At 66.7% G+C, this 11728-nt stretch carries 14 protein-coding genes; 11 read left to right on the forward strand and 3 right to left on the reverse strand.

Annotated elements, in window-relative coordinates; genetic code table 11:
* Positions 1 to 70 precede the first annotated feature (70 nt).
* The 10 genes from U1839_RS12460 to U1839_RS12505 all read left to right on the forward strand — a co-directional run bounded on the left by U1839_RS12460 (position 71) and on the right by U1839_RS12505 (position 9122).
* Positions 71 to 1114: a substrate-binding domain-containing protein gene (locus U1839_RS12460; protein WP_332803944.1), complete on the forward strand. Its 1044-nt coding sequence runs from the start codon at positions 71 to 73 to the stop codon at positions 1112 to 1114.
* Positions 1115 to 1121: 7 nt separating this feature from the next.
* The gene (gene pstC / locus U1839_RS12465) at positions 1122 to 2498 is read left to right on the forward strand and encodes a phosphate ABC transporter permease subunit PstC (protein ID WP_332803945.1); all 1377 of its coding nucleotides are present in this window, start codon (positions 1122 to 1124) and stop codon (positions 2496 to 2498) included.
* On the forward strand, positions 2491 to 3762 hold the full coding sequence (pstA, locus tag U1839_RS12470; protein WP_332803946.1) for a phosphate ABC transporter permease PstA: 1272 nt from the start codon (positions 2491 to 2493) through the stop codon (positions 3760 to 3762). Before pstC ends, pstA begins: the two co-directional genes overlap by 8 nt.
* Positions 3762 to 4526 carry a phosphate ABC transporter ATP-binding protein PstB gene (gene pstB / locus U1839_RS12475; RefSeq protein ID WP_332804017.1) on the forward strand — a complete coding sequence of 255 codons (765 nt, stop codon included), beginning with the start codon at positions 3762 to 3764 and terminating at the stop codon, positions 4524 to 4526. Before pstA ends, pstB begins: the two co-directional genes overlap by 1 nt.
* Positions 4527 to 4540: 14 nt before the next feature.
* A complete protein-coding gene (gene phoU, locus U1839_RS12480; RefSeq protein ID WP_281127040.1) occupies positions 4541 to 5227 on the forward strand; it encodes a phosphate signaling complex protein PhoU in 687 nt (228 codons plus the stop codon).
* A gap of 40 nt (positions 5228 to 5267) precedes the next feature.
* Positions 5268 to 5960, forward strand: a complete 693-nt coding sequence (gene phoB / locus U1839_RS12485; RefSeq protein WP_281127039.1) for a phosphate regulon transcriptional regulator PhoB — start codon at positions 5268 to 5270, stop codon at positions 5958 to 5960.
* 309 nt (positions 5961 to 6269) lie between these two features.
* Positions 6270 to 6686, forward strand: a complete 417-nt coding sequence (locus U1839_RS12490) for a hypothetical protein (RefSeq protein ID WP_332803947.1) — start codon at positions 6270 to 6272, stop codon at positions 6684 to 6686.
* An 81-nt stretch (positions 6687 to 6767) separates the two neighbouring features.
* Positions 6768 to 7031, forward strand: coding sequence for a hypothetical protein (locus tag U1839_RS12495; protein ID WP_332803948.1), 264 nt, complete (start codon positions 6768 to 6770; stop codon positions 7029 to 7031).
* A gap of 55 nt (positions 7032 to 7086) precedes the next feature.
* The gene (locus U1839_RS12500; RefSeq protein ID WP_332803949.1) at positions 7087 to 7983 is read left to right on the forward strand and encodes an SDR family NAD(P)-dependent oxidoreductase; all 897 of its coding nucleotides are present in this window, start codon (positions 7087 to 7089) and stop codon (positions 7981 to 7983) included.
* A 74-nt stretch (positions 7984 to 8057) separates the two neighbouring features.
* Positions 8058 to 9122, forward strand: a complete 1065-nt coding sequence (locus U1839_RS12505) for a hypothetical protein (protein WP_332803950.1) — start codon at positions 8058 to 8060, stop codon at positions 9120 to 9122.
* 64 nt (positions 9123 to 9186) lie between these two features.
* Here the strand turns inward: U1839_RS12505 and U1839_RS12510 are convergent, their stop codons facing one another.
* Both U1839_RS12510 and epsC read right to left on the reverse strand, forming a co-directional pair.
* Entirely contained in the window at positions 9187 to 9531 is a 345-nt protein-coding gene (locus U1839_RS12510) for a DUF2794 domain-containing protein (protein WP_332803951.1), read from the reverse strand.
* 9 nt (positions 9532 to 9540) lie between these two features.
* Complete coding sequence (epsC, locus tag U1839_RS12515; RefSeq protein ID WP_332803952.1) at positions 9541 to 10221, reverse strand: serine O-acetyltransferase EpsC; 681 nt, start codon at positions 10219 to 10221, stop codon at positions 9541 to 9543.
* 150 nt (positions 10222 to 10371) lie between these two features.
* On the opposite strand from epsC, the gene U1839_RS12520 reads away from it, so the two are divergent.
* The gene (locus U1839_RS12520) at positions 10372 to 11151 is read left to right on the forward strand and encodes a sulfite exporter TauE/SafE family protein (RefSeq protein WP_332803953.1); all 780 of its coding nucleotides are present in this window, start codon (positions 10372 to 10374) and stop codon (positions 11149 to 11151) included.
* Between the two features lie 37 nt (positions 11152 to 11188).
* Here U1839_RS12520 and ahpD read toward each other — a convergent pair whose 3' ends face one another.
* On the reverse strand, positions 11189 to 11710 hold the full coding sequence (ahpD, locus tag U1839_RS12525; RefSeq protein ID WP_332803954.1) for an alkylhydroperoxidase, AhpD family: 522 nt from the start codon (positions 11708 to 11710) through the stop codon (positions 11189 to 11191).
* Positions 11711 to 11728: the final 18 nt, after the last annotated feature.

Genomic DNA, 11728 nt, shown 5'->3' on the forward strand with positions numbered 1-11728 from the left:
ACAGGCAGTCACGCAGTGTTGCTAGGCCGAGTCCCGATGGTCGGCGACACCCGCCTCCTGGAGTGTCCGCATGCTTCGTTTCCTCGCGCTGATCGCAGCCTGCGCTCTGACCGGGTGCGAGGATCAGGCCGGCAGCGGCGGGGTCGGTTCGCGCGACCAGATCCGTGTGGTCGGCTCGTCGACGGTATTTCCCTTCACCGCGCTCGCCGCCGAGCAATTCGTCGACCGCAATCCGAACATGAAACCCCCGGTGATCGAATCGACCGGTACCGGCGCGGGCCTGCGCCTGTTCTGCGCGGGGATCGGTGCGGGTCATCCCGACATTGCCGACGCGTCGCGACGGATAACGGCGAGCGAATATGCCCAGTGCAAGGCGCATGGCGCGGGCGCGCTGATCGAGGCGCAGATCGGTCTCGACGGCATCGCCTTCGCCCAGGCCAAGGGTGGCCCGACGCTGACGCTGAGCCCGTTGACCCTGTATCGCGCGATCGCCGCCAAGCCGGGCGGCGTGGTCAATCGCGCGCGCACCTGGCATGATGTCGATCCCGCGCTCCCCGCTGTGGCGATCCAGGTCTATGGCCCACCCGCGACCAGCGGCACGCGCGACGCGCTGGCGCAGTTGATCCTCGCGCGCGGTTGCGAAGAAGCCGTGCCGGAGATGGCGCGGAAGCGTGACAGCGACCCCAATGGTTATGCCGCGACCTGCACCGCGGTGCGCGAGGACGGCGCCTATGTCGATGCCGGCGAGAACGACAATCTCATCGTCCAGAAGCTCCGCGCCAATCCCGATGCGGTCGGCATCTTCGGCTATTCCTATCTCGAAGAGAATAAGGACACCGTCGATGGCCTGCCGCTGAGCGGCGTCGCGCCGACCTATGAAACGATCGCCGAGGGGCGTTATCCGGGCTCACGGCCACTGTTCCTCTATGTCAAAAAGGCCCATCTCGGCGCGATCAAGGGGCTCCGGTCGTTTCTGGCAACCTATGCCGGGCTGTGGGGCCCGGACGGACCGATGGTCCGCAAGGGTCTGATCGCCGCCCCGCCCGAGGTCCGCGCGCGCGCCGCCGACACGATCCGCCAAGAATCGACGCTCGACCCGACGGGGCTGCGCTGACCGCATCATGACCGGCATCGCACTCCTCTTCGTTCTTACCATGCTCGGCGTGATCGGCTGGCTGACCGGTCGCGCGCGCGCGGCAATGGCGGGGCGAGGCCCTGGCGAACGCTCGGTCTCGCTGCCGATCCATGGCGGCAGCTATGTTGCGCTGTGGACCGTGCTGCCGGCAGCATTGTTCTTCGCGTCGTGGATCGTGATTTCGCCCGCGCTGGTGACCAATGCGGTGCTCGACACGCCGGCGGCGCGCGCCTTGCCGGCGCCGCGTTTCGAACGCGCGGTGATCCTGTCCGAGGCGCGCGACCTCGCTGCCGGCCGCGCCTATGGCGCGTTCAATCCGCTGTCGCAGACACTCGCCCCGGCCTATGCGAAGGCGCAGCGCCGCTACGACTGGATCGGCGGCGTGGTCGCAATGCTGCTCGCCATCGCCGGCGGCGGGCTGGCCTGGCTGCGCATCCAGCCCGGGTTCAAGGCGCGCGCGCGGGTCGAGCGCGTGGTGATGGTGACATTGTTCGCCGCATCGCTGCTCGCCATCCTCACGACCATCGGCATCATCGGCTCGTTATTATTTGAATCGCTGCGCTTTTTTCGCATCGTGCCGCTAAACGAATTCCTCCTCGGCACGCATTGGAGCCCGCAGGTGATCGACCCGCGCCATCCCGGCGCGACCCTCGGCGCGGTGCCGCTCTTCTGGGGCACCTTCTTCATCGGCGCGGTCATCGCGATGCTCGTCGCCATTCCCTTCGGGCTGATGAGCGCGATCTATCTGACGCAATATGCCAGCGCCGGCGCGCGCCGCTGGATCAAGCCGCTGCTCGAGATTCTCGCCGGCGTGCCGACCGTGGTCTATGGCTATTTCGCCGCGCTGACCGTCGCGCCGGCGGTGCGCCAGCTCGGCCTGTCGCTCGGCATCGCCTCGGCGTCGGGCGAAAGCGCGCTCGCGGCGGGGCTCGTCATGGGGGTGATGATCATCCCGTTCGTATCGTCGATGGCCGACGACGCGCTGGCGGCGGTCCCCACCGCGATGCGCGACGGCAGCCTGGCGATGGGCGCGACCACCTCGGAGACGATCGGCAAGGTGCTGCTGCCCGCCGCACTGCCGGGGGTGATCGGCGGCGTGCTGCTCGCGATCAGCCGTGCGATCGGCGAGACGATGATCGTGGTGATGGCGGCGTCGGGGGTCGCCACGCTGACGCTCAACCCCTTTGCCAGCGCGACCACCGTGACCAAGCAGATCGTCGACCTGCTGACCGGGGAGGCGACCTTCGAAAGCCCCAAGACGCTTGCCGCCTTCGCGCTCGGCCTGGTGCTGTTCGTCATCACCCTGCTGCTCAACGTGTTCGCGCTGCGCGTCGTCAAACGTTACCGGGAGGCTTATGAATAGCCCCGCCGACCCCCGCGCCCGCGTGCCGACCGACTGGCAGGGCGCGGCGATGCAGCGGCGGCTGCGGCGGCGTTATCGCGCCGAACGCGGCTTCCACCTGCTCGGGCTGGGCGCGGTCGTCGCCTCGGCCGCGTTCCTCGCCTTCCTGCTGTTCACCGTGCTCGGCAACGGCCTTGGCGGCTTTGTGCAGACGCGCATCGCTTTGCCGATCGACCTGCCGCGCGCCGGCATCGCGCTCGATCCGGCGCGGCTGCGCGGCCCCGGCGCCGACCTTGCGCTGGCCAGCGTCAATATCGAGGGCGCGACCGACGCCGCGGCGATCGCCGCCTTCGGTCGCGGTGGCGATCAGCTCCTCTCCGACGGCGCATGGTTGAGCGTGCGCGCCGCGATCAAGGCCGATCCGACCCTGCTGCGCCGTGCGACGACGATCATCGTCCCCACCGACGACGCGATCGACAGCGCCGCCAAGGGGCATGGCAATGCCACGGCCAATGCCCAGCTCGCCATGCTTCAGGCGCGCGGGGTCATCTCGCGCGGCTTCGACAGCAAATTCCTCACCGGCGGCGACTCGACCGATTCGACCAACGCCGGCATCTGGGGCGCGCTCAAGGGCTCGATCTACACCATGCTGGTGACGCTCGGCCTGGCCTTCCCGATCGGGATCCTCGCCGCGCTCTACCTCGAGGAATATGCGCCGCATAACCGCTGGACCGACCTGATCGAGGTCTCGATCAATAATCTCGCCGCCGTGCCGTCGATCACCTTCGGCCTGCTCGGCCTCGCGATCTTCCTCGGCACCTTTCATCTGCCGCGCTCGGCGCCGCTGGTCGGCGGCCTGACGCTCGCGCTGATGACGATGCCGGTGATCGTCATCGCCGCGCGCAACGCGATCAAGGCGGTGCCGCCCTCGATCCGCGACGCCGCGCTCGGCATCGGCGCCTCGCCGGTGCAGGTCGTCTTCCATCACGTCCTGCCGCTGGCGCTACCGGGCATCCTGACCGGCACGATCATCGGCATGGCCCGTGCACTGGGCGAGACGGCACCGTTGCTGATGATCGGCATGCGCGCCTTCATCTCGGCCCCACCGGCGCGGATCACCGATCCGTCGACCGTCCTGCCGGTGCAGATCTTCCTGTGGTCCGACCAGATCGATCGCGGCTTCATCGAGAAGACCAGCGCCGCGATCATCGTCCTGCTGCTGTTCCTGTTCGCGATGAACGGCATCGCGATCTATTTCCGCAACCGTTTCGAGACCCGCTGGTGATGCCCCAAAAAACCAAGATCACCGCGCGCCACGTCAACGTCTTCTACGGCGCGGTCCAGGCGATCAAGGACGTGTCGATCGACGTCGACAGCGACAATGTCACGGCGTTCATCGGCCCGTCGGGTTGCGGCAAGTCGACTTTCCTGCGCGCGCTCAACCGCATGAACGACACCGTCGCCAGCGCACGCGTCGAAGGCGAGATCGAGCTCGACGGGGTCAACATCTACGCCCCCGAGATGGACGTTGTGCAGCTGCGCGCGCGCGTCGGCATGGTGTTCCAGAAACCCAATCCGTTCCCCAAGTCGATCTTCGAGAATGTCGCCTATGGCCCGCGCATCCATGGCCTCGCCACGGGCAAGGCGCAGCTCGCGGAAATCGTCGAGCGGTCGCTGCACCGTGCCGGGCTGTGGGACGAGGTCAAGGACCGGCTCGGCGACAGCGGCACGACATTGTCGGGCGGCCAGCAGCAGCGGCTGTGCATCGCGCGCGCGATCGCGGTCGACCCCGAGGTGATCCTGATGGACGAACCCTGCTCGGCCCTCGACCCGGTTGCCACCGCGCGGATCGAGGAACTGATCCACGAGCTCAAGGGCCGCTACGCGATCGTCGTCGTCACGCACAACATGCAGCAGGCGGCGCGCGTGTCGCAGCGCACGGCCTTTTTCCACCTCGGCGAGCTGATCGAATATGGCTCGACCTCGGACATCTTCACCAACCCGCGCGAAGCGCGGACCCGCGACTACATCACCGGCCGGTACGGCTGAGGAGCTGAACGATCATGCCCATCGGCAACGAGCACACCGTCAAGGCGTTCGACGAGGATATCGCCCATCTGCGCGCATCGATCGCGCAGATGGGCGGCCTGGCCGAACAGGCGATCGCCGATGCGATCGTCGCGCTGCAGCGCAATGACGCCGAGCTGGCCGGACAGGTCCGCGCGGCCGATCGCGCGATCGACCTGATCGAGGCCGAGGCCGAACGGCTGGCGGTGCGGATCATTGCGCTGCGCGCGCCGATGGCCAACGACCTGCGCGAGGTGGTCGCCGCGCTCAAAATCGCCAGCGTGATCGAACGCATCGGCGACTATGCCAAGAACATCGCCAAGCGCGTGCCGCTGATCGTCAGCGAAACACGGATCGAGCCGATCTCGACCTTGCCGGCGATGGCGCGGATGGCGCGCGAAATGGTCCACGCCGCACTCGACGCCTTTGCCGCGCGCGATGCAGCGGCGGCGGTGCGCGTGTGCGAGAGCGACCATGCGCTCGACAATTATTATGACAGCATTTTCCGCACCTTGCTGACGCACATGATCGAGAATCCCAAGACGATCAGCCAGGTCGCGCACCTGATGTTCGTCGCCAAGAATCTCGAACGGATCGGCGACCATGCGACCAACATCGCAGAGATGGTCTATTTCGCCGCGACCGGCACCAAGCTCACCGATCGCGGCGCGAACGCCGCGTGATGCACGACCGACACCCAACCTTACCGACAGGGGAATGAAGATGGCACGGGCCAAGATGTTGCTGGTGGAAGACGATGCGGCGCTCGCCGAGCTGCTTGTCTGGCATTTCAACCGCGAGGATTTCGAGGTGACGCAGACCCCCGATGGCGAGGAGGCGCTGCTGCTCGCCAAGGAGGCGACCCCCGACATCGTGCTGCTCGACTGGATGGTCGAGGGGCTTTCGGGGATCGAGGTGTGCCGCCGGCTGCGCCGCATGCCCGAGACCGCCAATGTCCCGATCATCATGCTGACGGCGCGCGGCGAGGAAGAGGATCGCGTCCGCGGCCTCGAAACCGGCGCCGACGACTATGTCACCAAGCCCTTTTCGCCGCGCGAGCTCGTCGCCCGCGTCGGCGCCGTGCTGCGCCGCGTGCGCCCGGCGCTCGCCGGCGAGCAGCTGAGCTACGCCGACATCGAGATGGACATGGTCGGCCACAAGGTGCGCCGCAGCGGTCAGGTCGTCCAGCTCGGGCCGACCGAATTCCGCCTGCTCAAGCATTTCCTCGAACATCCCGGCTGGGTGTTCTCGCGCGAGCGGCTGCTCGATGCCGTGTGGGGGCATGATTCGGACATCGAATCGCGCACGGTCGACGTGCATATCCGGCGCCTGCGCAAGGCGATCAACGGCACCGACCGCCCCGACATCATCCGCACGGTGCGCTCGGCGGGGTATGCGCTGGATTCGGGGGCGTAGGTTTCCATCGGCACTGTCCCGTCTCGCCCGGCGAACGTCGGGGGAGGCGGGGCCGCCGCCAGGCTGCTGCTAGAGCGGTATGACTTTTCCTGAACCCGTTCGTTTCGAGCGAAGTCGAGAAACCTGGCGGAGCGCCTGTTGCTGTTTCTCGACTTTGCTCGAAACGAACGGGCTGGGGAAAATTCCGACAATCTCAGCCCGCCCTTGAGCCATGGCAAATCGAATCCCTGCCGAAACGACGGAGCCAATCGCGCGATAGAGCGTTTTCCGAACCGTGCGCCTCGAAGCGCCCGAATTAGGAGACCCCGCATGAAAATCATGTTCGCCGTGGCGCTCGCCACGATCGCGCTGCCCGTTTACGCGCAGGATCAGGCGGCACCGCCGCCCCCCGCCGCGACCACCAACGGCATTCCCAACACGACGCTGTCGACCTCCCCCACCCCCTCCACCGGCCCGCGCGCCCAGGAAGGCAATCTGCCGTCCAACAATGCCGCTGCCGCCGCCGGTGGCGGCCAGCAACCGGCGGGACCGCCGATGTCGATGCCGGCCGCCCCAGGCCAGCCAGTCGTGGCGATGGCGTCGCCCTCGCCTGATACCGCGCTGCCCGCGCCGGCGCCGCTCGACCACTATCCGATCTGCAAGCGTGGCCAGTTCGACAAGTGCATGGAGCCGGGTAACGGCGGCGGCGGCGCGCACACGATGCATCACCGTCGTCATCACAAATGATCTGATCGCGGCCGGGACGCGCTTCGTCCCGGCCGTCACTATTTTTGCGTGGAGGTTCGCATGAGACGACTCATATTGGTAATGGCTTTCGCCACGGCCACGGCCGCGAGTGCGCAGACTGCACCGCCGGCACAGGACACCAGCCCGCAGACCGCCGCCGATCCGCGCGGCGGCTATCAGCCTACCGCACCGCTGTTCAGTGCCCCGCCCCAGCCCGGCCAGCCCGTGATCTTCGTCCCCGACCCCCAGACACCCGCCCAGGCCTATCCCGCGCCGCCACCACTGCCGCATTATCCGATCTGCAAGCGCGGCCAGTTCGACAAGTGCCGGCAACGCGGTGGCTGACAGACTGGCGCGAGACGACTAGGAGACGCTCCGACATCACATAGGAGCGCTCATCGTGACCATCAGCTTCAAGGACCGCGTCGCCATCGTCACCGGAGCCGGCGGGGGCCTTGGCCGCGCCTATGCGCTCGAACTGGCACGGCGCGGCGCCAAGGTCGTCGTTAACGATCTCGGCGGATCGCGTGACGGCACCGGCCATTCCGACGCGGCGCTCAAGGTGGTCGAGGAGATCAAGGCGGCCGGCGGCGAAGCTATGTCGAGCGGCGGCAGCGTCACCGATTACGATCACATGGTCGAGATGGTCACACAGGCCAAAGCCGCCTGGGGCGGCGTCCATATCCTGATCAACAATGCCGGCGTGCTACGCGACAAGAGCTTCGCCAAGATGGAGCCTGCCGATTTCAAGTTCGTGCTCGACGTCCACGTCAACGGTTCCGCCAACTGCACCAAGGCGGTGTGGGAGACGATGCGCTCGCAGAATTACGGCCGCATCCTGATGACTGCCTCGTCCACCGGGCTGTTCGGCAATTTCGGCCAGGCCAATTACGGCGCCGCCAAGCTCGCCCTCGCCGGGCTGACCAAGACGCTCTACCTCGAAGGCGCCAAGAACAACATCAAGGTCAACACGATCGCGCCCGTCGCCGGGACGCGGATGACCGAGGATCTCTTTCCGCCCGAGGCCTTCGCGGCCTTCGCCCCCGAAAAGGTCGTGCCTGCCGCGCTCTATCTGGTCAGCGAGGATTCGCCGACCAACGCCATCATCGGCGCCGGCGCTGGCGTCTTCCAGGCGGCCTATGTCACGCTGACCCAGGGCGCCTTGCTCACCGGTGACGATCTCTCGCCCGAGGGTGTCGCGGCGCACTGGGCCGAGATCACCGACCGCACCGGTGAGATTACGCCGCAATCCGGCTCCGAGCAGACGATGCTCATTCTCAAGCGCTTGCAGGGATAAGCTCGCACCGCCTTAGTGTATTGCGATAGCAATACACATGTGGTAAACCTCTTCCTTCAACAGGGAGGATTGCCATGTACAGCGAAAGCGACATCGATGGCGCGGTGGCGGCGGGCGCGATAACGCGCGAAGCCGCCACCGCACTGCGCGACCATATCGCGCTGAGTCAGTCGGCGCCCGCCGTCGACGAGGAACATTTCCGGCTGCTCACCGGCTTCAACGACATCTTCGTCTCGATCGCCGCCGCCGCGGTGCTGGTCGGCATGGCGTGGCTTGGTCAATCGATCACCCTGCCGCTCGCCGGCGCCCTCGTCGCGGCCACCAGCTGGGGCCTGGCGGAATATTTCACCCGCACGCGCCGTATGGCGCTGCCGAGCATCCTGCTCCTGCTCGCCTTTGTCGGCGGCGTCGGTGCGGCCCAGGTCGGGCTGATCGTCATCAACGGCGACGCGCTCGAGGCGTGGGCAAAGCTACATTTCGGCGACCATCCCGAACCCGTCATCGGTACGCTGGCCGCGATCATCGGTGCGGTCACCGCCTTCGCCGCCTGGCTGCACTGGCGGCGCTTCATGGTGCCGATCACCGTCGCCGCCGGCGCGGTCGCCGTGGTCGGCGTGATGCTGGCGATGGTGGTGGGTTATATCCCGCACGCGCAGGATTTCATCTACGCGCCGATCCTCGTTGCCGGCCTGGTGATGTTCGGCCTGGCGATGATGTGGGATGCCAGCGACCGCGAGCGCCGCACCCGGCGTGCCGACGTCGCCTTCTGGCTGCATCTCGCCGCCGCGCCGATGATCGCGCACGCGCTGTTCCAACTGCTCGGCGTGTTCGATGCGCCGATCGGCATCGGCATGGCGGTGGTGGTGATCGCGCTCTACGTCGCCTTTGCCTTCGTCGCGCTGGCGGTCGACCGGCGGGCGCTGCTCGTGTCGAGCCTCGCTTATGTGCTCTACGCGATGTACTCGCTGTTCCAGGGCGCCGGCGCGGTCGAACTCGCCTGGGCCTTCACCGCGCTGGTGATCGGCTCGGCGTTGCTGCTGCTCTCGGCCTTCTGGCAGACCACCCGCGCGCATATCGTCGGATTGCTCGGTGGACTGGCGAACCGATTGCCGCCGGTGGGCACGATCGTTCACACCTGAACGCCGTCATCGTTCCCGGCGCCGACATCGATGGCCCTGCCCGGCAACGGGCGGGGCCATTTGTCTATTCAGCGACCAGCTTCATCAGCCGCCGCTCGACAGGGGCCAGCACCGGGCCAAGCTCATGCCCGCGCTTGAGCACGACGCCGTTCTCCCCGACCAACGCCCACATGCCCTGCTTCTGACGCAGCGCCGGGCGCTTTTCGATGCGGAATTCGGGGCGTTCGGTCGCGCGGCGGAAGGCGGCGAACACCGCTGCGTCCTGGCCGAGCTCGATGGCATAGTCGCGCCAGTGCCCGGCCGAAACCATGCGGCCATAAAGGTCGAGAATGCGCGTCAGCTCGAGGCGTTCGAAGCCGATCTGCGTCGGCCGCCCGCGCGGTACGGGAAACGGCGTAACCGTACCCATCAGCGACGATCAGGCACGATCGCGCACCTGCTCCTGCTCGGCGAGCAAGAGATCGAGCCGCTTGCGCATCGTCTCGAGTTCGCAGCGCAACAGCTCGACCTTCTGCGTCGCGGGGTCGAACATCTCGCTGCACGGCGTGCCATAAGCGAGGAAGCTGTCGGGCTTCTGCCCGCCCTCGACCATCGTCGCCCGCGCCGGAATCCCGACCATCACCGCGCCTGCCGGCACGTCCTTGGTGACGACCGCATTGGCGCCGACGCGCGAACCCTTGCCGAGCGTGATCGGGCCGAGCACCTGCGCGCCCGAGCCGATGATGGCATTGTCGAGGATCGTCGGGTGACGTTTGCCGGCGACGCCATTGTCCGGGCTCGTCCCGCCCAGCGTAACGCACTGGTAGATCGTCACATTGTCGCCGATCTCGGCGGTTTCGCCAATCACTACGAAGCCATGGTCGATGAAGAAATTGCGCCCGATCGTCGCGCCGGGATGGATGTCGATCGCGGTCAGGAAACGCGAGATATGGTTGACCAGCCGGGCAAGAAAATACAGCCGCCAGCGGAACAGACGGTGTGCCACGCGGTGGAAACCGAGCGCCCAGACGCCCGGATAGAGCAGAATTTCGGCGCGCGATCGCGGCGCGGGATCGCGCGCCTTGATCGAATCGAGATAGGCAAAGAAACGGCCCGACATCGTGCGTCCCCTGTTACGCTTGGTACGATGTAGTCGTTCGATCCGGCGAATTAAAGGACCGGCTGGTCGCTAAGCCGCGCGACGCAATGCCCATCAACCTTGTCGGATTTGAATCTGGACCCAATCTCTCGTCGTCATGATCCGCCCGATATGTCCGCGATGAGCTGGTTTTCGCCCGAGACGTTGGAGGCGCTGCTGCCGTTCATCGCGATCGGCTTTGGCGCGCAGCTGGTCGATGGCGCGCTCGGCATGGCCTTCGGGCTGATCAACTCGACCTTGCTGATCACCGTCATGGGGCTGCCGCCGGCGGTGGCCTCGGCGAGCGTCCATGCCGTCGAGACCTTCACCACCGCGGCCTCCGGGGTCAGCCACATCGTCCACCGCAATGTCGACTGGCGGCTGTTTCGCCGGCTGGTCATCCCCGGCGTTCTCGGCGGGATCCTCGGCGCCTATGTCCTGGCCAATATCGATGCCTCGGTCGCACGCCCCTTCGTCATGGCCTATCTCGCCGCGATCGGCCTCTATCTGCTGTACCGGGCGTGGCGCGGCGCGATCGAGCCGCGCACGCCCAAGGTGATCGAACCGCTGGGATTTGCCGGCGGTTTTCTCGACGCGGCGGGCGGCGGCGGCTGGGGGCCGGTCGTGACCTCCAACCTGCTCGTTCAGGGCGCCAGCCCGCGCCAGACGATCGGCACGGTCAATACCAGCGAGTTCTTCCTGACCGCCACGATCTCGGCGACCTTCATTGCCCAGATGGGCCTTGCCGCCTTTACACTGCAGACCGCCGGCCTGCTGATCGGCGGGCTGGTCGCAGCACCGCTCGGCGGCATCCTCGCCAAGCGCGTACCGGCCCGTGGCCTGATGGCGATGGTCGGTACGCTGCTGACGCTGACCAGCGCCTGGTCGATCTACCAGGCGCTGAACAAATAACTTTCGCGCTCCTGCCTGCTCGGGGACACGGCGCCGTCTATGCGACTGCGGCGTGGACCGTGGCGACCGCCTTCATCACAGCGCCAATCCGCACCGCTGTCTGGATCGTCTCGGCGGTAGCACCGGCCTTTTTGAGCACCTGCTCATGGCTGTCGATGCACATGCCGCACCCGTTCATCGCGCTGACGGCGAGGCTGAACAGCTCGAAATCGACCTTGTCGATGCCCGGCGCGCCGATCACGTTCATGCGCAACTTGGCCGGCATGCGCTGATACTCGTCGTTACCCGCAAGGTGCGTGAAACGATAATAGACATTGTTCATCGCCATCACAGCCGCAGCAGCACGCGCGGCATTGGCCGCTTCGGGCGACAGCTTGTCGGCAACCTCGGCCTCGGTCGCTTCGACCAGCGGCTTGTGGCCCGTGGCATGGGCGCAGGCAAGGAATAGCCCGAACTTGCGCTGATCGTTGAGCACCGGCTCGTTGAGCAGCGAGCCGACGTTGAGGCGAATGTCCTTGGCAAAATCGGGCAGCGTGCCCGCAAAGTCCTTGAGCGACATGATATTCTCCATGGAGCG

The organism is Parasphingomonas halimpatiens (genome assembly GCF_036663795.1).
In the GTDB taxonomy this organism is placed as follows: domain Bacteria; phylum Pseudomonadota; class Alphaproteobacteria; order Sphingomonadales; family Sphingomonadaceae; genus Sphingomonas.